Source organism: Methylobacterium sp. GXS13, from assembly GCF_001455965.1.
GTDB lineage: Bacteria > Pseudomonadota > Alphaproteobacteria > Rhizobiales > Beijerinckiaceae > Methylobacterium.
This window is the reverse complement of sequence record NZ_LKKO01000032.1, coordinates 1-23,722: the sequence shown is the minus strand read 5'-3', so window position 1 is coordinate 23,722 and position 23,722 is coordinate 1. Positions and strand designations below refer to the sequence as shown.

The 23,722-nt window shown below is 68.1% G+C and carries 17 protein-coding genes and 1 tRNA gene; 7 read left to right on the top strand and 11 right to left on the bottom strand.

The window, feature by feature from the left end; genetic code table 11:
- The first annotated feature begins 25 nt into the window (after positions 1-25).
- Both AO398_RS11880 and AO398_RS29050 read left to right on the top strand, forming a co-directional pair.
- On the top strand, positions 26-736 hold the full coding sequence (locus AO398_RS11880; RefSeq protein WP_058192257.1) for a Crp/Fnr family transcriptional regulator: 711 nt from the start codon (positions 26-28) through the stop codon (positions 734-736).
- A gap of 597 nt (positions 737-1,333) precedes the next feature.
- Positions 1,334-3,742 carry a family 16 glycosylhydrolase gene (locus AO398_RS29050; protein ID WP_082643245.1) on the top strand — a complete coding sequence of 803 codons (2,409 nt, stop codon included), beginning with the start codon at positions 1,334-1,336 and terminating at the stop codon, positions 3,740-3,742.
- Positions 3,743-3,983: 241 nt separating this feature from the next.
- On the opposite strand, the gene AO398_RS11870 is transcribed toward AO398_RS29050, so the two are convergent.
- From AO398_RS11870 to AO398_RS11855, 4 genes are all read right to left on the bottom strand, one after another.
- Positions 3,984-4,058 (bottom strand) — tRNA-Gln (locus AO398_RS11870).
- 130 nt (positions 4,059-4,188) lie between these two features.
- A complete protein-coding gene (locus AO398_RS11865; RefSeq protein WP_058192255.1) occupies positions 4,189-5,766 on the bottom strand; it encodes an aldehyde dehydrogenase (NADP(+)) in 1,578 nt (525 codons plus the stop codon).
- A 60-nt stretch (positions 5,767-5,826) separates the two neighbouring features.
- On the bottom strand, positions 5,827-7,497 hold the full coding sequence (locus AO398_RS11860) for a thiamine pyrophosphate-binding protein (protein WP_058192254.1): 1,671 nt from the start codon (positions 7,495-7,497) through the stop codon (positions 5,827-5,829).
- Between the two features lie 151 nt (positions 7,498-7,648).
- Entirely contained in the window at positions 7,649-8,311 is a 663-nt protein-coding gene (locus AO398_RS11855) for a GntR family transcriptional regulator (protein WP_058192253.1), read from the bottom strand.
- Between the two features lie 217 nt (positions 8,312-8,528).
- Between AO398_RS11855 and AO398_RS11850 the strand changes: the two genes are divergently transcribed.
- The 4 genes from AO398_RS11850 (at position 8,529) to AO398_RS11835 (ending at position 13,522) form a co-directional block, all read left to right on the top strand.
- A complete protein-coding gene (locus AO398_RS11850) occupies positions 8,529-9,248 on the top strand; it encodes a ribonuclease activity regulator RraA (protein WP_058192299.1) in 720 nt (239 codons plus the stop codon).
- Positions 9,249-9,308: 60 nt separating this feature from the next.
- Complete coding sequence (locus tag AO398_RS11845) at positions 9,309-10,676, top strand: MFS transporter (protein ID WP_058192252.1); 1,368 nt, start codon at positions 9,309-9,311, stop codon at positions 10,674-10,676.
- Positions 10,676-12,406: an L-arabinonate dehydratase gene (gene araD, locus AO398_RS11840; protein WP_058192251.1), complete on the top strand. Its 1,731-nt coding sequence runs from the start codon at positions 10,676-10,678 to the stop codon at positions 12,404-12,406. Before AO398_RS11845 ends, araD begins: the two co-directional genes overlap by 1 nt.
- 111 nt (positions 12,407-12,517) lie before the next feature.
- The gene (locus AO398_RS11835) at positions 12,518-13,522 is read left to right on the top strand and encodes an SMP-30/gluconolactonase/LRE family protein (protein WP_152997501.1); all 1,005 of its coding nucleotides are present in this window, start codon (positions 12,518-12,520) and stop codon (positions 13,520-13,522) included.
- 137 nt (positions 13,523-13,659) lie between these two features.
- On the opposite strand, the gene metH is transcribed toward AO398_RS11835, so the two are convergent.
- The 4 genes from metH to AO398_RS11815 form a co-directional block, all read right to left on the bottom strand.
- Positions 13,660-17,412: a methionine synthase gene (gene metH / locus AO398_RS11830; RefSeq protein WP_058192250.1), complete on the bottom strand. Its 3,753-nt coding sequence runs from the start codon at positions 17,410-17,412 to the stop codon at positions 13,660-13,662.
- 177 nt (positions 17,413-17,589) lie between these two features.
- Positions 17,590-17,841: a hypothetical protein gene (locus AO398_RS11825; protein ID WP_152997500.1), complete on the bottom strand. Its 252-nt coding sequence runs from the start codon at positions 17,839-17,841 to the stop codon at positions 17,590-17,592.
- 39 nt (positions 17,842-17,880) lie between these two features.
- Positions 17,881-18,801: a methylenetetrahydrofolate reductase [NAD(P)H] gene (metF, locus tag AO398_RS11820; RefSeq protein ID WP_058192248.1), complete on the bottom strand. Its 921-nt coding sequence runs from the start codon at positions 18,799-18,801 to the stop codon at positions 17,881-17,883.
- A 77-nt stretch (positions 18,802-18,878) separates the two neighbouring features.
- A complete protein-coding gene (locus AO398_RS11815) occupies positions 18,879-19,904 on the bottom strand; it encodes a metalloregulator ArsR/SmtB family transcription factor (RefSeq protein WP_058192247.1) in 1,026 nt (341 codons plus the stop codon).
- Between the two features lie 93 nt (positions 19,905-19,997).
- Between AO398_RS11815 and AO398_RS28290 the strand changes: the two genes are divergently transcribed.
- The gene (locus AO398_RS28290; RefSeq protein WP_201025750.1) at positions 19,998-20,171 is read left to right on the top strand and encodes a hypothetical protein; all 174 of its coding nucleotides are present in this window, start codon (positions 19,998-20,000) and stop codon (positions 20,169-20,171) included.
- 8 nt (positions 20,172-20,179) lie between these two features.
- Here AO398_RS28290 and AO398_RS11810 read toward each other — a convergent pair whose 3' ends face one another.
- The 3 genes from AO398_RS11810 to AO398_RS11800 form a co-directional block, all read right to left on the bottom strand.
- Complete coding sequence (locus AO398_RS11810) at positions 20,180-21,076, bottom strand: bestrophin family protein (RefSeq protein ID WP_058192246.1); 897 nt, start codon at positions 21,074-21,076, stop codon at positions 20,180-20,182.
- A 174-nt stretch (positions 21,077-21,250) separates the two neighbouring features.
- Positions 21,251-22,996: an enoyl-CoA hydratase-related protein gene (locus AO398_RS11805; RefSeq protein WP_058192245.1), complete on the bottom strand. Its 1,746-nt coding sequence runs from the start codon at positions 22,994-22,996 to the stop codon at positions 21,251-21,253.
- Positions 22,997-23,374: 378 nt separating this feature from the next.
- The coding region (locus tag AO398_RS11800) for an ROK family protein (protein WP_152997499.1) at positions 23,375-23,722 on the bottom strand (348 nt) is incomplete at its 5' end.

Genomic DNA, 23,722 nt, shown 5'->3' with positions numbered 1-23,722 from the left:
TCTTGCCCTGATTGGGAGCAGAGCCATGTTTCAGCTTCGGCAATCCGATAGTCGCAATCGGCTGCTCGGCGCCCTGGCCCCGGAGGATTTCGCCCGCCTGGCCCCGGCTTTGGAAAGGCTGCCACTCCACCTGCACGAAACGCTGATTCATGCTCACGAACCGCTGTCACACGCCTATTTCGTCGAGACCGGCTTAGTCTCGCTCGTGGCGGCTACCGAGGGGGGGCGGATCGAGATCGGCCTTATCGGCTGCGAGGGACTGGCTGGCGTACCGCTGGTCCTCGGGACCGATCGCGGTCCCTTCCTGGGGATCGTGCAGGGCGGGGGCGAGGCGCTGCGCGTTCCGGCAGGTGCCTTGCGCGAGGCGATCGACGCGAGTCCCGCCCTTCGAAACGTTTTGAGCCGCTACGTTTTGAGCCTGATGATCCAGATGGGGTGTACCGTCTACGCCAACGCCGAGTTGAACGTCGAGGCTCGTCTCGCCCGCTGGATCCTGATGACCCATGACCGGCTCAACGACGGGGCGATGCCTCTCACCCACGAGTTCATGGCCATGATGTTGGGCGTGCGCCGAACCGGTGTGACCGCTGCCCTATATGTCCTGACGGGTGCCGGCATGGTCCGGGCGAGCGAGGGGCGCATCACTGTGCTCAATCGCGACAAGCTTAAGGATCTGGCCGGCGACACCTACGGACCGGCCGAGGCTGAGTACGAACGCCTCCTGGCGGAAGCCTGAACGGAGCCCGCGTCTTGCGGCGACGGATTGAGATCCTGCGCCCAGCCCTGATCAAGTGACAGGCCTACGGAAACTACGGGCCCAAAATTTAGGCGCTCTCCCCGACCTGCCGAGCCTACCCCGTCCCGTACGAGTCCAAGCCGCACAATGGTGAAGCGGATCCTCGCGGCGTTCATGCAGTGCGACGGTCCTGTTGCGTAAGCCGCGACCGGCTAGCGTTCCGTCCGCGCAATATCGAATGCCCATCGGGCGCCGCCTCCACCGACATCTCTCGTGGCAGGCATCCCAACGGCTCCGCCAGGCTCGATGGTAGGATGATATGCATATTGGCGATTGACGCATACCTGCCACTGTCAATCCCCGACACGGCGTCGATTGTGCCTAATCTGCATACATCAAAAATCGAATCCTGAAATCTGCTCAGATACAAATCTTGACAGCATCGCAACCACGTAAGTAATGTTTCCACAGGGTTAAAAATAGGAAAACATTGCTGATCGGCCCGTCTGGCAACCGACGGTCCTGATCTACGTAGGCAAGCGTTCTTGTGCTGCGATCGAAGAATCGCGCCTTGCTGCAAGTCTGGGGGGAATATTTATGGTCGATCTGACCGGCTACAAGCTGACCTTCGACGACGAATTCAACACGCGCAGCATTTCGCAGACAGGGGCCGGCACAACCTGGGCAGATATCCGCGCTCAGGATCGCGGCGACGCGAACGCCGATGTCGGCTTCGGCCACTCGTCCTTCGTGGACAAAGGCTCGGGTTACGACCCGTTCCAGGTCCAGAATGGCGCACTCTCGATCACGGCGGTACCGGACAGGACCTCGTCGGGCGTTCCCGGTAGCTGGGAATCCGGCCTGCTGACCACCCAGGGCAATTTCTCGCAGACTTACGGGTATTTCGAGATCCGGGCCGACTTCTCCGAGCAGGTCGGCGCCTGGGATGCATTCTGGTTGCTACCAAACCAGCAGAAGCCGGATCCAAACAATGCCGGCCAGCACCAGGAACTCGACGTCGTCGAGCGGTACGGCGATGGGCCGAAGACCGTCTACAGCACGATCCACACCACGGACCAGACGCCGAACATTCCCTGGCAGCAGAACCGCCAGGTCACCAGCGTGATGCCGAACGAGACCGGCTATCACACCTACGGCTTGGACTGGCAGGCCGACCGGCTCCGCTTCTACGTCGACGGTCAGCTCACCGGCTCGCAGGCCACCCCCTCGGACCTGCATAGCCCGATGTACATGCTGGTCAATCTGGCCACGCAGGGCGGCGGCAGCAACAACGCCGACCTCGCCGGCGTGCCGATCACATCGAAGATCGATTACGTCCGCGCCTATTCGAAAGATCCTGCCGCCGTCGCCGTCAGGCTGGATACTGTCTCCAGCCCAGCGGGAGCGGATCCAGGACTGTACGGTGCTACGTCCGCGGCGGTGTCGACGAATACCCCAGCCGCGACCACCGCAAGTGCTGTGAAAGGTTCGGTCAGCGCGACCAACCCGACGACCACGGCTGGCTCGGCCACGCCAACTGCAGCTGCCACAAGCGCCGCTCCTTCCAGCAGCACGAGCGCTGGAGTAACTGCGACACCTGCCAGTGCCACGCAGAGCGCGGGCAGCCAGACCGCCCCCGCGACAACGACCGGCACGACGGCGGCCAAACCCGCGACCGCGTCGGCAACGGGCACCGTCCCGGGGACAACGAATTCGGCTGTCGGTACACAAGCTTCGACAACGGGCTCCGGGGGGACGACGACCGCGACGCCGAGCTCAACCGTCGCGAAGGCTTCAGTCAGCACCGCTCCCAGCGCTACCGACGCGCGGAACGCGGCAAGTGGCGGCACAACGGGAGGTTCGCGACTGGCTGATGCGGGCACCACATCTCCGGCTGCAGCTTCGACAACGGGCGCTGCCGGTACGACCAGCCTGGCTGCGCGCGGCACCGCTTCTCCGGTTCCGGTCAATGCTGCTTCGAACGCAGCCGGTGCGGCGCCCTCCGCCACAGCGTCATCCACGAATTCCACGGGCACCACCACGACTCCGCCCGCGAGCGTTCCTGCCTCGCTTGCTCCAGCCAATGCGTCGGTGGGTTCGACCAGCCCGGTGAACAGCGGTTCGACGGGGAGCACACCTTCGGCCATGGCTGGGGCGCTGCCCTCGGCGGTAAATCCGCCAGCGGCGTCTGGGCGAACGACAATCACGACTTCGAGCTCGGCCACTTCGTCCAGCGTTCCCGCAAGCGCGACCAGCACATCAAATACGGTCGTTTCCAACGCGGCCACGCATTCATCCGCCAACTTTGCGAGCGCCACCCCCTCGACCACGTCCGCCGTCAGCACGGACAACACGTTGACCGCGGGGGCGAGCACGAGCGGCGCAGCGAGTACGACCCCGAGCTCTGCAGGTATGGCGGCCTCGACCGGCGGCGATTCCACATCCGCCGGCGGTAGCGCCCCCGGCTCGCCGACGCCCGTTAACGCAGCCCCCATTGCGACGAGCTCGGCGCCTTCTGGCTCGAGCGGCATAACAACCCGTGCAAGCAGTGTCGCGAGCACGTCGACTGTGGCCACCCATCCACCCGGCACGCCCGCGGTCCCGGTGCAGACGGCGGCCACCGTCTCGACCGGTCCGGCGACGGGCTCGACCAACAGCCCCCAGGCGGCGCTCGCCAGCGCTGCGGGTGCAACCCGTTCACCCGTTGCTAACCAGAACTTCCAAGCGTCGAATGGCAGCTCAACGATCGCAGCGTCTGCCACCAACAGTCCAATCAGCGCGCCGAACGCGCCTCACCCCACAGCTGCGCCCACTGCGAGTACGCACGGCTCCGCCGGCGCCCCGACGCTCAGCAAAGCTTCCAAGTATCAGACGTTCTCCATCCCCGAGAGCCAGCGAAAAGCGGCGATTGCCGTGATGGAGAAGTTCAACCATGTCGAAGCGAGGCAAACCGCGTCAACCAGCTGGTTCACCAAGTTTTCCAATATCTTGATGCATTTATGGTAGGCATCAGCTGCGTTCGGTCCGGGCTGCGGAAAGCTGCTCGATCGGATGGCTTTCAAGCCTGGGATGGCCATCGCGCTTTCGCGAGGCCAAGGAACTCACACAGAGCACGACCGCCGTGGATCTGCTTCGCTGCAACTCAAAAATGACGTCGAAGGCCGATTGTGCAGGATTGAGGAGACGCCAGACTAGCGACGGATCTACTGGGCTCAGATCTCGGAAGTCTAGCGATTGGCCAGGAATTTGGCTGGGGCGCCAGGATTCGAACCTGGGAATGGCGGTACCAAAAACCGCTGCCTTACCACTTGGCGACGCCCCACCATGTGCCGGGGCTGTCTAGACGCGCAGCCCAGGCCCGGCAAGCGGTCGATGGGGTTCGAAGGGCACCGTTTGAGCCGACGGCGCGCGGATGTGGACGGCCTGCGCCGGGTCCCGCACGCCGGGGCTTGTCAGCGGCGTTCGAGGGTGCCGTCGATCCGGCGTGGCAGGTCGAGGGGATTGGCCTCCTGAAGGGCCTCGGGGAGCAGGGTGTCGGGGAAGTCCTGGTAGCTCACCGGCCGCAGGAAGCGGTCGATCGCGAGGCTGCCCACCGAGGTCGTTCGTCCGTCGGAGGTCGCCGGATACGGCCCGCCATGGACCATGGCGGGCGCCACCTCGACCCCGGTGCCGAAGCCGTCGACCAGGATGCGCCCGACCCGGCGCTCCAGCAGCGGCAGCAGGTCCCGCACGGCCGCATGGTCCTCAGGGGCGATGTGCAGGGAGGCGGTGAGCTGGCCTTCGAGATGCTCCAAGACCTTCCGCATCGCCGCGAGGTCGGGGCAGCGCACCACCAGGGCCGCGGCACCGAACATCTCCTCCTGCAGTTCCGGCTCAGACACGAAGGCGTCCGCATCGGTGGCGAACAGGGCCGCCCGGCCCTGGTTCGCGGAACCTTCGGGCCCTTCGGCGAGGCGCGTGACGGCGGCGTGGCCGGCGAGTTGCGCGACACTGTCGCAATAGGCGCGGTGGATCCCGGGGGTCAGCATGGTCGCGGCCGGGCTCTCGCGCAGGGCGGCCGTGGCCGAGGCCAGGAACGCGTCGAGGCCGGGGCCGGGCATTGCCAGGATCAGGCCGGGATTGGTGCAGAACTGTCCGGCGCCGAGCGTGAGGGAGGCCGCGAAGGCCCGGCCGATCGCCTCGCCCCGGGCCGCCAGGGCGCCCGGGAACAGCAGGACCGGGTTGATGCTGCTCATCTCGGCATAGACCGGGATCGGGCGGGGACGCTTGGCCGCGATCTCCATCAGGGCGGTGCCGCCCCGGCGCGATCCGGTGAAGCCCACCGCGGCGATGCGGGGATCGGCCACCAGCCCCTGCCCGATCGACTGGCCGGCATCGAACAGCAGCGAGAACACCCCTTCCGGCAGGCCGCTCGCAGCGACAGCCTTCTGAATCGCCCGGCCGACCAGTTCCGAAGTGCCGGGATGGGCCGGGTGTGCCTTGACGATCACCGGGCAGCCGGCCGCCAGCGCCGAGGCGGTGTCGCCGCCGGCCACCGAGAAGGCGAGCGGGAAGTTGCTGGCGCCGAACACCGCCACCGGTCCCAGGGCGAGCATCCGCAAGCGCAGGTCCGGCCGCGGCAGCGGCTTGCGGTCCGGCAGAGCAGGGTCGATGCGGATCTGGAAGGCGCTGCCCTCGCGCAAGACGCCGGCGAACAGGCGCAGCTGACCCACGGTCCGGCCGCGCTCGCCCTCGATCCGCGGCCGGGGCAGGCCGGTCTCCGCCATGCAGCGGGTGACGAGATCATCGCCGATGTCGAGGATGTTGGCCGCGATCGCCTCGAGGAAAGCCGCCCGGGCCTCCGGCGCGGTCTCGCGGTACGTGTCGAAGGCGGAATCCGCCAGGGCGCAGGCCAGGTCCAGATCTTCGAGGCTCGCGCCCGGGAACTCGGGTTCCAGGGTGTTGCCGGTGACCGCCTCCACGGCCTGGAACGCGGCCTGCGTGCCTCGCCGGGCCTGAGCGCCGATCAGGTTTTCGCCACGCACGGTCATAATCGACTCCTGTTCGAAACGGGTGCGGGTCTTCCGCACCGGGTCGGTGTTGGGGGCCTCTCAGCCCTCACGTGCCGCCAGGGCCTTCGCGCGGATCGCCGCGAGGGTCATGGTCGGGGTGAGCGCCTCCGGATCGACGAGGCAGTGGATCATCGCCGGGATCCCGGCGGCCAGGCTGCGCTCGAAGGCGGGGGCGAAGTCCGCGGTGCACTCGACGCGCTCGCCGTGGCCGCCGCAGGAGCGGGCCAGGGCTGCGAAGTCAGGATTGCGCAGCTCGGTCGCCGAGACGCGCCCGGGATATTCGCGCTCCTGGTGCATCCGGATCGTGCCGTACATGCCGTTGTCCAGGACCACGACCACGATGGCGATGCCGTACTGCACGGCCGTGGCGAATTCCTGCACGGTCATCATCACGTCGCCGTCGCCCGCGAGCGCCACGACGATCCGCTCCGGCAGGCTGCGCTTGGCCATCACGGCCGCCGGCAGCCCGTAGCCCATGGAGCCCGAGGTCGGGGCGAGCTGCGTGCCGAAGGCACGGAACCGGTAGTAGCGGTGGATCCAGGTGGCGAAGTTGCCGGCGCCGTTGCAGATCACCGCCTCCGGCGGCAGCCGTTCCCGCAGCCAGGTGATCGCCTGGCCGTACTGGAACGCGCCGGGCTTCGGTTCCGGGGTCTCCGACCAAGCCCGGTAGGAGGCATGGGCCTCGGCGGCGCGTCCGGTCCGGGGCGCATCGTAGGCGGGCAGCGCCGCGCAGAACGCTTCCGGAGTCGCCTGGATCGCCAGAGCCGGCTGATAGACCCGGCCGAGCTCCGCCGGGTCGGGATGAACGTGGACCAGCGGCAGGCCGGGATCGGGGATGCCCAGCAGGCCGTAGGATTGGGCCGGCATCTCGGAGAGGCGGCCGCCGACCATGAGCAGCAGGTCGGACTCCTTGATCCGCGCCAGGAGCGCCGGGTTCGGCCCGATCCCGAGCTCGCCGGCGAAATTAGGATGGTCGGCGGAGAACAGGTTGGCGCGCCGGAACGAGACCGCCACCGGCACGTCGTGGCGCTCGGCCCAAGCGGCCAGGGTGGCGCGGGCGGATTCTGTCCAGCGCGCGCCCCCGACCAGGACTACAGGGCGCCGAGCCGCGGCCAGCATCGTGCCCAGCCGCTCCACATCCGCCGGCGACGGGGCAGGCTCGGCCGGAACGACAAGCGGGGCGTCGGCGACCGCCGCCACGTCGTCGAGCATGTCCTCTGGCAGGGCGCTCAGGACCGGCCCCGGCCGACCCTGGAGCGCAACCCTGAAGGCCCGGGCCAGGATCTCCGGGATGCGGGCCGCATCGTCGATTTCCACCGCCCACTTGGCCAGGCCGCCGAACATCTGCCGGTAATCGACCTCTTGGAACGCTTCCCGGTCGCGCATCGCCCGGGCGATCTGCCCGACGAACAGGATCATCGGCGTCGAATCCTGGCGGGCGATATGAACTCCGGCCGAGGCGTTGGTAGCCCCGGGGCCGCGGGTGACGAAACAGATGCCTGGGCGGCCGGTGAGCTTGCCGGCGGCCTCGGCCATGATCGCGGCGCCGCCCTCCTGCCGGCAGACGAGCACGTCGATGCCGCTGTCGCGCAGGGCATCGAGGACCGCGAGGTAGCTCTCGCCGGGCACGCAGGTGACCCGCTCGACGCCCTGGACGAGCAATTGATCGACGAGCACCTGCGCGCCGGTGCGTGGGGGCAATCCGCTCAAGCCGTTTCTCCCTGGCGATGCGCCCCCCGGAGGATGTCTCCAGGGGCAGCCGACCGTCCTGTCGCGGCCTTGAACCTGACCGCTGCCGTGTCCTGGGATGCGACTGATATCTCAGTCCCAGGATAGGGCCGCGGGTGGCCGGGTCAACCTGTCAGACCAAGGGCCGGCGGTCGAGGGCCCGACGGGTTATCTGGTCGAGGAGGTCGAACAGCGTGCCGATTCCGGCAAGGGCCTGATCGGACTCGCGGGCCGCTATGCCGGCCACGATCGTCGCGTGGATGCCGGCGCAGTCGAGGAAGCTGGCGGTGGGTTCGTAGGTGTACCAGAAGCGCCGGGACTGGGCGTGGAGCGGGCCCATGGTGCTGGTCAGGGTCGGGTTGTAGGCCGCCCCGACCAGCGCCTCGTGCAGGGCGCGCTTGTGGCGGAAATAGACCTCGCGGTCCCGCGCGGCAGCGGCCACGAGCAAACCTTCGGTCTGCGCCTGCAGAGTCGCTAGATCCTGATCCGAGGCGCGGGCGATCACGCAGCGGGCCACCGTCTCGTCGAGCGGGCGCCGGACTTCGAGCAATTCGAGATGCTTGATGATGTCGACCGGGGTGACGAGCACGCCGCGGCGCGGATGGACCTCGACGAAGCCGATCGTCTTGAGCCGGGCCAGCGCCTCGCGGACCGGGGTGCGCCCGAGCGCCAATTCCTCGCCGAGTTCGCCCTCCGACACCATCGCGCCCGGCGCAAGGTGCCGGCTGATGATCATCTGCTCGATCGCGTCGTAGGCAGTCTCGGCGAGGGATCGCGGCCGCCTCGCGTCGGCCATGGCTCCGCTCGCCTTGGAGCCTGCCGTCGGAATCCGCGCTTCGGCCAACCCGCCCTCGCCTGTCTCGAAGCTCTTGCCTGCTGCAGTTGACAATGGATGCAGGCAGCGTCCTACTCAAGCCCTGAGATATCAGGTGTCGCCCAGGGTGCATCCGCGCCGGCCGGATCCTCGACGATCCGGAATCGACGGCGACCGCCTTCAGGGGGAGGAGATGCGGATGCCCGGGCTGTCCCAGGAAACCCGCGACAAGCTCAAGACGGTCAGCACGGCGACGCTGATGACCGCCCTGTTCAAGCGCGGCCTGCGCAATCAGATGATCCAGGATGTCCGCCCGCTGAAGACCGGCGGCGGCACGATGGTCGGCGAGGCGTTCACCCTGCGCTACATCCCGGCCCGCGAGGACCTGAACCCGATCACGGTGTTCCGCGACCGGGCGCATCCGCAGCGCAAGGCGGTGGAGGAGTGCCCGCCCGGCGCCGTGTTCGTGATCGACAGCCGCAAGGATGCCCGGGCGGCCTCGGCCGGCTCGATCCTGGCGACCCGCCTGATGGTGCGGGGCTGCGCCGGGCTCGTCACCGATGGCGGCTTCCGCGACGCCGACGAGATCGCCCGGCTCGACATGCCGAGCTACCACGTGCGCCCCTCGGCGCCGACCAACCTCACGCACCACCAGGCGATCGACATCAACGTGCCGATCGGCTGCGGCGACGCCCCGGTCTTCCCCGGCGACGTGATCGTCGGCGACGGCGACGGCGTGGCCGTGATCCCGGCCCATCTCGCCGACGCGATCGCCGACGAGGCCGTCGAGATGACCGCCTACGAGGATTTCGTCACCGAGGAGGTGCGCAAGGGCCGCTCGATCCTCGGCCTCTATCCAGCCACCGACGAGCAGAGTCTCGCCGACTTCGCCGCGTGGCGGAAGCAGAACGGGCGCTGACGGCGCTCGATACAGATCGGCGAATCGCCGGCGCAAAACATTCAGGGGTGGGGGAGCGCTATGTCGGGGGGCATATCGACGGTCTCAGCATTGCCCGAGATCGAGCGGCGCACGGTCGCCAAGGTTTCGTGGCGGCTGCTGCCGCTCATCGTGTTGATCTACTTCATCGCCTACATGGATCGCACCAATGTCGGCTTCGCCTCGTTCGGGCTGAACCGGGAATTTGGATTCTCGGCGACCGTCTACGGCTGGGGCGCGGGGATCTTCTTCCTCGGCTACGTCATCTTCGAGATTCCCAGCAACCTCCTCCTGGAGCGCAACGGGGCGCGGCTCTGGATCGCCCGGATCATGGTCACCTGGGGCCTCGTCGCGGGCGCGATGGCTTTCATCACCGGTCCGGTGAGCTTCCTGACGATGCGCTTCCTGCTGGGAGTGGCCGAGGCCGGGTTCTTCCCGGGGATGATCCTGTACTTCACCTACTGGTTCCCCCGGCGCTACCGGGCCCGGGTGGTGGCGGCCCTGTTCCTGGCGGTGCCGGGCTCGAACGCCCTCACGGCGGTGATCTCGGGGGCGCTGCTCCAGCTCGACGGGGTGCTGGGCCTGCATGGCTGGCAATGGCTGTTCCTGCTGGAAGCGGTGCCCTCGATCCTGCTGGCCTTCGTCGTGCTTGCGCTGATGACCGACCGGCCCGCCAAGGCGGACTGGCTGACGTCCGAGGAGCGGGCCTGGCTGGAGGATACCCTGGAAGCCGAGCGCCGGAGCACGGTCCGGACGCACGGGCATTTCACCCTCAAGCAGGCGCTGACCGATGGCCGGGTTCTGTCGCTCGCGGCGATCTATTTCTGCATCGGCACGGCGACCTACGGCATCACCTTCTTCCTGCCGCCGATCCTGAAAAGCCTCAAGCTCAGTGACTGGGAGACCGGCCTCGCCACGGCGGTCCCCTACGTCATCGGCACGGTGGGCATGATCGCCTGGAGCTGGTCGTCGGACCGGCGCAACGAGCGGCGCTGGCACTTCGTGGTCGCCGGCGTGATCGCCACGCTTGGCCTCGTCGCCGCGGGACCGATGCTGGGCAGCCTCTGGGCGCTCACGGCGATGTCGGTGGCGGCGGTCGGCCTCTACGGCACCAAGCCCGCCTTCTGGGCGATGCCAGGGGAGTTCCTGTCGGGGCCGGCCGCGGCCGGGGGCATCGCCCTGATCAACGCCATCGGCAATCTCGGCGGCTTCGTCGGGCCTTACGTCCTGGGTTGGCTGAAGGACGCCACCGGCACCTATGAGGCCGGCCTGTATTTCCTCGCCGCCTGTGCGCTCGCCTCCGCGACGATCACCGTCCTGGCGGTCCCGCCGGGCGCGAAGGGGAGCCGGAACGGCACGGCTGGCCGACCGGCCGCCGCGACCGAGCGCGTGAGACCGGAGACCGTCTGATGACCGCACACAGGAAGACCCTCGGCGACCTGCGCAGCCAGCGCTGGTTCGGCGCCACCGACCTGCGCAGCTTCGGCCACCGCTCGCGCATGCTCCAGATGGGCTACGAGCGCGCCGACTTCACCGGCAAGCCGATCGTCGGCATCATCAACACCTGGAGCGACATCAACCCCTGTCACCTCCACTTCCGCGAGCGGGTCGAGCAAGTGAAGCGCGGCGTGTGGCAGGCGGGCGGCTTCCCGATCGAGCTGCCGGCGCTCTCGTTGTCAGAAAACTTCGTCAAGCCGACCACGATGCTCTACCGCAACCTCCTCGCCATGGAGGTGGAGGAATTGCTGCGCCAGCACCCGGTGGACGGGGCGGTGCTGATGGGCGGTTGCGACAAGACCACGCCCGGCACGGTGATGGGCGGCATCTCCATGAACCTGCCGATGATCTTCCTGCCGGCCGGGCCGATGATGCGCGGGCATTCCGGCGGCAAGATCCTCGGCTCGGGCTCCGACGTCTGGAAATACTGGGCCGAGAAGGAAGCCGGCACCATCACCACGCAGCAGTGGAACGACATGGAGGCGGGCATCGCCCGCACCTTCGGCACCTGCATGACCATGGGCACCGCCTCGACCATGACGTCGATCGCCGAGGCGCTCGGCCTGTCGCTGCCCGGCGCAGCCTCGATCCCGGCGGCCGATGCCGACCATCCGCGCATGGCGAGCGCCTGCGGCCGGCGCATCGTCGAGATGATCTGGGAGGACCTGAAGCCGTCCGACATCCTCGACCGGCGCTCGGTGGAGAACGCCCTCGTGGTCCACAACGCGCTGGCCGGCTCCACCAACGCGATGATCCACCTGGTGGCGATGGCGGGCCGGGCCGGGATCCCGATCAAGCTGTCCGAGTTCGACGACTTCGCCCAGACGGTGCCGGTGATCGCCAACCTGCGGCCCTCGGGCCAGTGGCTGATGGAGGATTTCCATATCGCCGGCGGCATCCGGGCGCTGATGGTGCGGCTGTCCCCCCTCCTCCACCTCGACGCCCGCTCGGTCACCGGCGGCACGATCGGCGACGGGCTCGCCGGCATGAGCGTCTACAACGACGACGTGATCCGCCCGTTGGACAAGCCGATCGTCGCGAGCGGTGGCACCGCGATCCTGTACGGCAACCTCGCGCCGCATGGCTGCGTGATCAAGCCGCCGGCCGCGGACCCGCGCTTCCTCAAGCATACCGGTCCGGCCCTGGTGTTCGACGATTACGATGCCATGAGCGCGGCGGTGAACGACCTCGACCTCGACGTCACCCCGGACCACGTCATGGTCCTGCGCAATGCCGGCCCGATCGGCGGTCCCGGCATGCCCGAATGGGGCATGCTGCCGATCCCGAAGGTGCTGCTCCGGCAGGGCGTGCGCGACATGCTGCGGATCTCGGACGCGCGCATGAGCGGCACCAGCTACGGCGCCTGCATCCTGCACGTCTCGCCGGAATCGGCGGCCGGCGGCCCGCTGGCGGCCGTGCGCAACGGCGACCTGATCACCGTCGACGTATCCGAGCGGCGCATCCACCTGCACCTGGACGAGGCCGAGATCACCGCGCGGGTGGCGGCGTTCGTGCCGCCGGACCGGGCCTATCCGCGCGGCTATAACCGCCTGTTCGCCCAGCACGTGAGGCAGGCGCACGAGGGCTGCGACTTCGACTTCCTGGAGGGCGCGGGCGGCATCCCCGAACCCGAGATCCACTGATCTGCGCGCGTCCTGCCCGAAAGCCGTCTCAGCCCGGCGCAAGCCAGCGCGACGAAACAACGATCCGCGAGTCGTGGCGACATTCGCCGACCGAACGGACAGGGAGGAGACATGGCGATGATCGCACGCAGGGGGCTGCTCGCGGGCGCGGCGTTGCTCGGCGCGGTCCGGGCGGTCGGAGCGGGATGGGAGCCCTCGCAGCGCGTGCCCGATCCGGCGGTCGAGGTGCTCGACCCGGCCTTCGCCAAGTACCGCTTGGTCTCCGCCACCGTGGAGCGCGTCGCCACCGGTCTCCGTTGGGCCGAGGGGCCGGTCTGGTTCGGCGACATGGGAGCGCTGCTGTTCAGCGACGTGGTCAACGACCGGATTATGCGCTGGGATGAGGCGTCCGGTGCGCTCACGGTGTTCCGCAAACCCTCTTCCTACGCCAACGGCAACACCCGGGACCGGCAGGGGCGTCTCGTCACCTGCCAGCACAAGACCCGGAGCGTCACCCGGACCGAGCATGACGGCTCGATCACCACGCTGCTCGATCGGTTCGACGGCAAGCCGCTCAACGCGCCCAACGACGTGGTCTGCCATTCCGACGGCGCGATCTGGTTCACCGATCCGACCTTCGGCCCCAACCCCCATGAGTCGATGGCATCTCCGGAGCTTCCGGGCAACGTCTACCGGATCGACCCGGCTACTGGGCAGGCGAGCCTCGCGGTGGGGGGCCTCGCGGGACCGAACGGGCTGGCCTTCTCCCCGGACGAGTCGAAGCTCTACGTCATCGAGGCCCGCGCCAAGCCGAACCGCCTGATCCGCGTCTACGACATGGTCGAGAACGGCACCAAGACTGCCAACGGCCGGGTCTTTTTTGCCGCCGGCACTGGCACGCCGGACGGGTTCCGGGTCGATGTCGACGGCAACCTCTGGTGCGGCTGGGGCATGAGCGAGACCGAGGACGGCGTGCTCGTTCTGTCGCCGCAGGCCAAGCCGATCGGCCGGATCCGCCTGCCCGAGCGCTGCGCCAACCTGTGCTTCGGCGGCCTCAACCGCAACCTGCTGCTGATGACCGCTTCGCACGCGGTCTACGCGCTCTACGTCAACACCCGCGGCGCCGGGACATGCTGATCCGGCTCATCTAAGTCGCGTCGACGGAGCTGAGATGCTCCATCATTCCGTGTTCTTGCCTGCAGCGAGCCCCGGAACGACAGGGCGGGTGTCCAAGCACGGCAGGCATCGCGGACGATCGATGCCTGCCGAGCCCCCTACTCCGCGGCTTCGGCCAGATACCGCGTCGGGTCGTAGTTCAGGATCGGCCCGAGCCAGCGCTCGACCTCGCGGATATCCATGCCCTTGCGCAGGGCATAGTCCTCGACCTGATCGCGCTCGACCTTGGCGACGCCGAAATAGTGCGCCTGCGGGTGCGCCAGGTAGAGGCCTGAGACCGAGGAACCCGGCCACATGGCATAGGACTCGGTGAGCTTCACCCCGATCCGCCGCTCGGCCTTCAGAAGATCGAACAGCTGCGTCTTCTCGGTGTGGTCGGGCTGGGACGGGTAGCCGGGGGCCGGGCGGATGCCGTCATAGGGCTCGCTTGTCAGTTCGGCGGGCGTGTAGGTCTCGTCCGCCGCGTAACCCCAGAATTCCCTGCGGACGCGCTCGTGCATGCGTTCGGCGAAGGCCTCGGCGATCCGGTCGGCCAGCGCCTTCACCAGGATCGCCCGGTAATCGTCGTTCGCCCGCTCGAACCGCTCGGCGATCCGCACCTCCTCCAGGCCGGCCGTGACCACGAAGCCGCCGACATAATCGGCGATGCCGGTCTCCTTGGGCGCCACGAAGTCCGACAGGCAGGTGTTCGGCCGTCCGTCGCGCTTGGACAATTGCTGGCGCAGGCCGTGGAAGGTCGCAAGCCGGTCGCTGCGGCTCTCGCCTTTGTAGAGCACGATGTCGTCGCCGACGCTGTTGGCCGGCCAGAAGCCGATCACGCCCTTCGGGTTGAACCAGCGCTCCGCCACGATTTGCTTGAGCATCTCCTGCGCGTCCTCGTAGAGGGCGCGGGCGGCCGGACCCTGGTCCGGGTCGTCCAGGATCGCCGGGAAGCGGCCCTTGAACTCGTAGGTCTGCAGGAACGGCGTCCAATCGATATACGGCACGAGGTCGGCGACCTCGTAGGAGCCGAACACCCGGGCATCCGTGAAGGCCGGCTTCTTCGGGGCGTAGCCCGACCAGTCGACCTTGAACGCGTTGGCCCGGGCCTTGGCCAGGGGCAGGCGCTGCTTGTCGAGTTCCGACCGGGCATGGGCGGCCGAGACCTTGGCGTACTCGGCGCGCACTTTCTCGATCGTCGTGTCGCGGGTCTCCTTGGACAGCAGGCTCGACACCACGCCGACCGCGCGGCTCGCATCGGTGACGTAGACGGCTTGGCCCTTCGCGTAGGCCGGGTGAATCTTGACCGCCGTGTGGACACGGCTGGTGGTGGCCCCGCCGATCAGCAGCGGCACGGAAAAACCCTCGCGCTCCATCTCGCCCGCGACATGGACCATCTCGTCGAGCGAAGGCGTAATCAGACCGGACAGGCCGACGATGTCGACGTTCTCCTTGCGCGCCACGTCGAGGATCTTGGCAGCCGGTACCATCACGCCGAGATCGATGATCTCGTAGTTGTTGCAGGCCAGCACGACGCCGACGATGTTCTTGCCGATATCGTGGACGTCGCCCTTCACCGTAGCCATCAGCACCTTGCCGGCCGCCTGGCGCTTGCCGTCGCCGCCATTGGCGCGCTTCTCCTCTTCCATGAACGGCTCGAGATAGGCCACCGCCTGCTTCATCACCCGGGCGGACTTCACCACCTGCGGCAGGAACATCTTGCCGGCGCCGAACAGGTCACCGACCACGTTCATGCCGGACATCAGCGGGCCCTCGATGACGTGGAGCGGGCGCTCGACGCCGGCCCTCGCCTCCTCGGTGTCGGCGATGATGTACTCGGTGATGCCGTTGACCAGGGCGTGCTCGATGCGCTTGGCCACCGGGGCCTCGCGCCAGGTCAGGTCGGCGGTCTTGGCCTGGGCTGAGGCCCCGGTCTTGAAGCGCTCGGCCGATTCCAGCAAGCGCTCGGTGGAATCGTCACGGCGGTTGAGGACCACGTCCTCGCACAGCGCGCGCAGCTCCGCCGGGATCTCGTCGTAGACGGCGAGCTGGCCGGCATTGACGATGCCCATATCCATCCCGGCCTGGATGCAGTGGTACAGGAACACCGCGTGCATCGCCTCGCGCACCGGCTCGTTGCCCCGGAACGCGAAGCTCAGGTTCGAGACGCCGCCCGAGATATGGGCGTGCGGCAGGGTTTCGCGGATCGTCCGGGTCGCCTCGATGAAGGCGACGCCGTAGCCGTTATGCTCCTCGATGCCCGTGGCGACCGCGAAGATGTTCGGATCGAAGATGATGTCTTCCGGCGGGTAGCCGACCTGCTCGGTCAGGATCCGGTAGGCCTTGGTGCAGATCTCGACCTTGCGCTCGTAGCTGTCCGCCTGGCCCTGCTCGTCGAAGGCCATCACCACCACGGCGGCGCCGTAGGAGCGGCAGACGCGGGCGGCCTCGATGAACTTCTCCTCGCCCTCCTTCATGGAGATCGAGTTCACGATCGCCTTGCCCTGGATGCATTTCAGGCCGGCCTCGATCACCTCGAACTTCGAGGAGTCGACCATCACCGGCACCCGGGCGATGTCGGGCTCAGCGGCGACGAGATTGAGGAACTCGACCATCGCCTTCTGCGAGTCGAGCAGGCCCTCGTCCATGTTGATGTCGATCACCTGGGCGCCGGCGGCGACCTGGTCGCGGGCCACGTCGAGCGCAGCAGCGTAGTCGCCGTTGGTGATGAGCTTCCTGAACTTGGCCGAGCCGGTGACGTTGGTGCGCTCACCGACGTTCACGAACGGGATTTCCTTCGTCAGCACGAAGGGCTCCAGCCCCGACAGCCGCATCAGACGCGGGATCTCGGGGATCTGCCGTGGCGTCTTGCCGGCGACCGCTTCGCTGATCGCGCGGATATGGTCCGGCGTCGTGCCGCAGCAGCCGCCGACCATGTTGACCAAGCCGGATTCGGCGAATTCGCCGACGAGCTTCCCCATGGCCTCCGGACTCTCGTCGTAGAGACCGAACTCGTTGGGCAGGCCGGCATTCGGATAGGCGCAGACCAGGGTGTCGCAGATCCGCGACAGCTCGGCGATGTGCCCGCGCATCTCGCGGGCGCCGAGCGCGCAGTTGAGGCCGAAGGTCAGCGGGTCCGCGTGGCGCAGCGCATTCCAGAACGCCGCCGGGGTCTGGCCCGAGAGAGTCCGGCCCGACAGGTCGGTGATCGTGCCGGAGATCTGGATCGGCAGGCGGATCCCGGTCTCCTCGAACACGGCCCAGCAGGCGGCAACCGCCGCCTTGGCGTTGAGCGTGTCGAAGATCGTCTCGATCAGGATCAGCTCGGCCCCGCCGGCGATCAGGCCGTGGACCTGCTCCATGTAGGCCGTCTTGACCTGGTCGAAGGTCACGGCGCGGTAGCCGGGATTGTTCACGTCCGGCGAGATCGACAGCGTGCGGTTCGTCGGGCCGATGGCGCCGGCCACGAAACGGCGGCGGCCATCTTGGCGTTCGGCGAGCTGCGCGGCCTCGCGGGCGAGGCGCGCGCCCTCCCGGTTCAGGTCGGGAATGATCGATTCGAGACCGTAATCGGCTTGCGCGATCGTGGTGCCGGAGAAGGTGTTGGTCTCACAGACATCGGCGCCGGCGAGGAAGTAATCGAGATGGATCTGCCGGATCGCGTCCGGCTGCGTCAGGATCAGGAGGTCGTTGTTGCCCTTCTGATCGTTCGGGTGATCCTTGAAGCGATCGCCGCGGAAATCCGCCTCGGTCAGCCCGAGCCGCTGGATCACGGTGCCCATCGCCCCGTCGAGGACAAGGATCTTTTCTGACGCGCGCTGACGCAGCGCGGATGCGATCTCGGTGCCGTCGACGGGGGGGAAGTCAGTCATGATCGGTCCCAACAGACCACCTCAAGCCGAGGTGCCGGAGCGAAGCGGAGGCCTCGAAGGAGGCGTCCAGATTTTTTATCGGTCCCTGGAGCCTTCCTGCGAGGCCGTTGCGCGGCACCCAGGATGAGGCGGAGGGTGGGATTTTTGGTTTCGGACCGGCCCGGGAAATCGCCCGGGTCAGCCCGCTTTTTCCAAGACGGCGAGCCGCTTTTCGATGGCGTCGAGGCGTTCTTCGACCTCGGCGGCCGCGTAGCGGCCAAGGACTGATTCGCCGTTGATTGCCTCGCGCATATTCGCCAGTCGCCCCTCGATCTGATCCAGGCGCTGCTTAACGACAGTGAACTCGCGCGCAGTGTTCTGCCCGAGTTCTCGAATGTCGGTCCGCATCTCCCGAAGAAGCGGAAGAATTAGATCCTGCGGTTCAGCCATGGTCCTGCCCCCTGCTGCGCCGTGTGGGTGCAGATGAATTTAGGCCGCCGCCTTTTCCGCCGCCAGCTTCGGCGCCTGCGCGCGCAGGCCCAGCAGGTGGCAGATCGCGTAGACGAGGTCGGAGCGGTTCATCGAGTAGAAGTGGAAGTCCTGGACGCCCTCGTCCACCAGGTCGAGCACCTGCTCCGCCGCCACGGCGGCGGCGACGAGGCGGCGGGTCTCCACGTCGTTGTCGAGACCTTCGAACCGGGCGGCCAGCCAGTACGGCACCGAGGCGCCGGTGCGGCGGGCGAAGTTGGCCGACTGCTTGAAGTTCTGCACCGTCAGGATGCCCGGGATGATCGGGATCGTGATCCCGGCGGCCCGGACCTTCTCGAGGTAGCGCAGGTAGACCTCGTTCTCGAAGAAGAACTGGGTGATCGCCTGGTCAGCACCCGCATCGACCTTGGCCTTCAGGGCGTCGATGTCGGCGTCGAGCGAGGCGGCCTCCGGGTGCTTCTCGGGATAGGCCGAGACCGACACCTTGAAATCGCCGATGCGCTTAATCCCTTCGACCAGCTCGGCGGTCGTGGCGTAACCCTCGGGATGCGGCTTGTAGGCGTGGCCGACGCCGTCGGCCGGATCGCCCCGCAGGGCCACGATGTGGCGCACGCCGACATCCCAGTAGGCCTGCACCACCGCATCGATCTCCTCGCGGCTGGCATCAACGCAAGTGAGGTGCGCGGCCGGCTTGAGGGTGGTCTCGCGGATCATCCGGGCGACCGTGTTGTGGGTGCGCTCCCGGGTCGAGCCACCGGCGCCGTAGGTCACGGAGACGAATTTCGGCTGGAGCGGTGCCAGCCGCTCGATGGAGGACCACAGGACCTTCTCCATCTCGTCGGTCTTGGGCGGGAAGAATTCGATCGAGACGCGGATCGGGTGGTAGCCGTCGCGGCTGGCGCGGTGGGTGGAGCGACGCATCGGGTCTCGTCCTCTATGTCGATCGGTTCAGACGAATTGGGTGAAGAGAGTTGTGTGGATGTCGTCCGGCCCGAAGGTCAGGCGACTGCGCGCTGAAGCGGTGCCGCGTCGCGGGCGAGGCCCGCCTGCTGAAGGCCCGCCTCCTGTGCCAGCCAAAGCGTGACAGTGAGCTGGCCAGCCTCCCGGGGCACCAGATCGCGGGTCGCGACCGTCGTGAGCCCGGCCTCGGCCAGCCAGTGGGACACTTGGTCGGAGGAGAACCCGAGCCGGCGGTGGGCTTGGCTCGTTCGCAGGAATTCGAGGTCGTGCGGGGCGAAATCAACGACCAAGAGCCGGCCTCCGGGCGCCACGAGGCGCACGGCGCCCCGCAAGGCGCGGGCCGGATCATCGAGATAGTGGAGCACCTGATGCACCACCACCACGTCGAAGCTCGCCCGGGCGAAGGGCGGAGCATGGATGTCGCCCTGGCGCAGGTCCACCCGCGACAGGCCCTGACGCTCCAGGTTGGCCCGTGCGACGGATAGCATGGCGTGGCTCGAATCGAGCCCGGTCGCACGTGCGGCCCGGGGGGCGAGAAGGCCAAGCATCTTGCCCGTGCCGGTGCCGAGGTCGATCAGGCTGCCGAGGGGGCGCTCGCCCAGAGCGTCGAGCACCGCCGCCTCGACGGTGGCTTCGGGGACGTGCAGGGAGCGGAGCTCGTCCCATTTCGGCGCCAGCCGGGCGAAAAACGTCTGGGCCGCGTCGGCCCTTTGAGTGCGCACTGCATCCAGCCGGGCCCGATCCTCCGAAAGCGGCGGTGCGGCCCGGTCGAGCCCGCACAGGAGCGGGTCGGCGAGGCCCGCGCGAGCCTCGGACAGCCGGAAGAACGCCCAGGCGCCTTCGCGGTGGCGCTCGACCAGACCGGCCTCGACTAGAAGCTTGAGGTGCCGCGAGATGCGCGGCTGCGACTGGCCGAGAATGTCGGTGAGGTCAGAGACCGACAGCTCCCCTTCGGTAAGAAGCGCCAGGATGCGCAGGCGCGTCTCCTCGGCCGCGGCGCGCAGAACACCCAGGGCTTCCGGAAAAGGGATCAATCCCGCGGCGCGACTCTCAGCGTTAGACATAAAGATATGTTTATGTCCGTTTCTCCAAGCGCGCAAGGGTGATGTTTCGGCTGCGGCGCGCTGACTCGCTCGCACGGTGCCGAGTCGGCGCAGATGCGTCGACGGCGAGCAGCGGGCGGGGCGCATGTCCTGCGCGTGCGCGCCGCCCGCTGGATCGGCCTGCCGCCAGAGGGCGGTGTGCAACGGGTGCTCGGGAAAACCAGCGTTGGTGTGCTGGGCTACGAGCATGAGTGCGGCGAACCGGTTCTGTGCAATTGGGCCGGCTGATCCCTGCCCTACCGCAACCAGTATCCATCCGGCGCAAGCGGCACCGGCATCGGCTCACCGAGCGCATGGTGGACGATGCGGTCGACGGCGCGGACCATCGCATCGAGGGGCAGGTCATTCGGTTCGGTGCCGAACGGCTCCTCCAACTCGTCCCCGAGGGCATCGAGGCCGAAGAAGGTGTAGCCGACCAGCGCCACCACCACGGGGGTCGCCCAGCCGAGCGAGCCCGTGAGCCCCACCGGCAGAAGCAGGCAGTAGAGCCAGGCGGTTCGGTAAACGAGCAGGGTGTAGGCGAAGGGCAGCGGCGTATTGGCGATCCGCTCGCAGGCCGTGTGCACGCCGGACAGCGCTTCGATCCGCGCCTCCAGGAGGCCGAACTGGATGTCGGTGAGGCGGCCGGCCTGCATCAGCCCGGCGAGATCGTGGGTCAGCGCGGCCAGGACCGAATCGGTGGGATTCGGGCCGCCGAGATCCGCCCCGGGGGCCTTGCCGTCCACCGCCAGGGCCTCGTCGAGGCCGCGCAGGCGCGCATGCAGGCCATGCGCGAAGGCGGACAGGCGGCGCAGCTGCGGCGCTGCTTCGGCGGGCGGCAGCAGCGCCGGCAGGAGGCGGGCGAGGTTGCGTACCTCGCCGATCAGGCTACCCCAGGCCTTCCGGGCTTCCCACCAGCGCTCGTAGCAGGCGTTGTTGCGGAAGCTCAGGAAGATCGACAGGGCGAGGCCGACCAGGGTGAACGGCGCGACCCCGGCCGTCACCGGAAAGAAGGTGGGCCAGCGCGCCTCCGCCCAGACAACCAGGCAGGCGACCGCGACGATGCCGACGAGCTTCCAGGCCACGCGCGGCAGAATCGAGCCCTGCATGGTGAACAGCAGGGTGAACAGGTTGGGCCGGGTGCGGACGATCATCGGGGCTTCGCGGCGAGGGCGGGGCTCTCCTGCCCTGCCCCTTGCGCGCCGACAAGGGGCCTGCCGGACACGCGCTCGTGTGGGCTTCCGCCGGGCCGGCCTGTGTCGACCGGCGCTCCCCCTATGACGGCGTGAACAGCCGTCCGGAGAGGCTCGAAGCCGGAAGCGTGCCCCCTAGACCGACGCTTCCCGGACGAGATCGGGCGACCCGTTCGTCTCCAGGCGCTTCAACGCGGTCAGCATGCGCACCGAGAGCGGGGACCAGCAGGCGGGGCGCTTCTGGACGAAGGCGCTGCGGGCGCGGTGGTAGGGCGCGTCCGGCTGGTAGAAGTTGCGATACATCTGCGTCATCTCCTGCCCGCGATAGGCATCGAGCGGTCGACGCTCCTCGTCCTCGGCGCGCTGCAGGAGCTTGCGGTCGGTGAGCGCGGCATGCCGCTCCGCCTGCGCGGCGGCGAAGGCCTGGACGGCCCGGGCGCACTGCTCGGTGTCGCCGGAGATCGCCTCGTCGACGAGGCCGATCTCCGCGGCCCGCCGGCCGCTGATCGGCAGGCACGCCTCGGTCAGCTGGACGGCACGCTCCCAGCCGACCCGACGGGGCAGCAGGTACGTCCAGTATTCCGAACCGTAGAGCCAGCCCATGTTGCGGTAGTGCGGGTTGAGCACCACGCTTTGCCGCGCCAGCACGAAATCCGCGGCCAGCGGCAGGATCGCGCCACCTGCGCCGGCATTGCGGCCGAGCGCCGCGATGACGATCGTGTCGGTGGCGGTGATGATCTCGCGGATCAGATCGTCCATCGCGACGATGTTGGCCCAGGATTCCGCGGCCGGGTCGGCGCTGGCCTCGATCTCATTGAGGTGGATGCCGTTCGAGAACAGGTCGTCGCCGCCTGCCAGCACGATGACCTTGGCGGAACTCTCCGCCGCTTGGCGGAACGCCGCCTGGAGCCGGCGACACTGCACCGTGCTCATCGCGCCGTTGTGGAAGTCGAAGTGCAGATGGACGATGTCGCCGATGCGATCGAGCCGCACCTCCTCGACCGGATTGGGATGGGCGAGCCTGGTGGCGGCGACGGGCAGGTCGCCCGGGATCAGATCGCCCAGCGTATCCACGGCGCTGCGCTTGATCCCGCCGCCGCCCTCCAGCTTCGGCTTCAGCCGGCCAATCCAGACCGCGCCGTCGACCGTCGCCCGGCAGATCGCACCGCTTTCGGACCGGGCGATCACCGCGCCCGGCGCGCCGCGCAGCTCCGGCTCTGCGCAGGCGGCGTGGAGATAGACCGGCAGGCCGTAGATCTGGTCGAGTACGCCGGGCACGCCGTCGGCCGCGTGGATCCGAGCCAGCACGTCCGCCGTCTCGCACCGGCCCCAGTCGATCCGGCGATCCGCCTGCTTCATCGACGGCCGCAGGCGGCCCAGGGCGGTCGGGGCGGCGTAGTCCAGGGGGCGGGGTCGAAAGCCCGGCGTCTGGACATTGGCGAGCGCCTCCCACAGGCAGGAGACGGCGGCGTCGATCGCCTCGCGCCGATAGACGCTGCTCTTGGGTGCCTGGCGCAGGGGGAAATTGCGCGTCGCCCAGATCGGGCCGGCATCCATCTCGGCCTCCGCCTGCAGCAGGGTCACGCCCCACTGGTCCCATCTCTCCTGAATCGCCCAATCGAGGGCGGAGGCGCCGCGGTCGCCCTCGACGCCCGGATGTACGATCAGGGTCAGATGCTCGCGCCAGATCCGCTCGGGGATCGCCCGGGTCAGGAACGGGGCGATCGTCAGGTCCGGCCGGAACGCGGCGAACGCCTCCTCAAGGCGCTGCTCGTCACCGCCGTAGATCTCGACCGCGACCTCGTATCCGGCATCAGACAGCTCGACAAAAAACAGCTGCGTCATGCTGTTGAAGGCTGATGAAACCAAGAGAACGCGCATCACGGGTGTCCAAGGCGTCGATCATCGAGTCGAGCCACGTCTTGGATTTTCCTCCTGACGACGTCTAATTTCAGACTGTCGCGCTAAAATATCTGCATCTCTGTGCATTCGAGCAGAATGCTGTTCCGGATTGCGACAATGAAACCGGAAAAATGGAACGAATCACTAAGCTTTGCCAATGTTATGATGTCAAAAAACTTGAAGCAAGATGCAAGTCGGCTGTCGACCGAGGTCGCATGACTTGGGCGATCTGCTGATCGGGTAGCAGATGGCAGTCCGTTCAGGATCGTGTTGGGAAGGCCGCGTGCATGGGCACGGCGCGATCGCTCGCATCTCGCGTCGGGGGCCGGCCGCGCCGCCGCCGCCCGGGGCGGACGCTCATTCCGCGTCCCAGAGCCAGGCCGCGCCGCGTACGCCCGAGGCATCGCCGTGCAAGCTCGCTCGCACCGGCGTGTCGAAGGCGTCGGAGAAGACATGGGGGGCGATCGCCCCGGGCAGGCCGGCGATCAGTTCCGGGATCCGGGACAGGCCGCCGCCGATGACGATCACGTCCGGATCGAGCAGGTTGACCACCTGGGCGGCGGCGCGGCCGAGGCGGTCGAGATGCGTCGCGAGCGTGTCGCGTGCCTGCGCGTCGCCGGTGCGTGCGGCGGCGACGATCGCCTCGGCGGTGAGGCTGCCGCCATGGCGTCGGCCGTGTTCGGCGGCCAGGCCCGGGCCGGACAG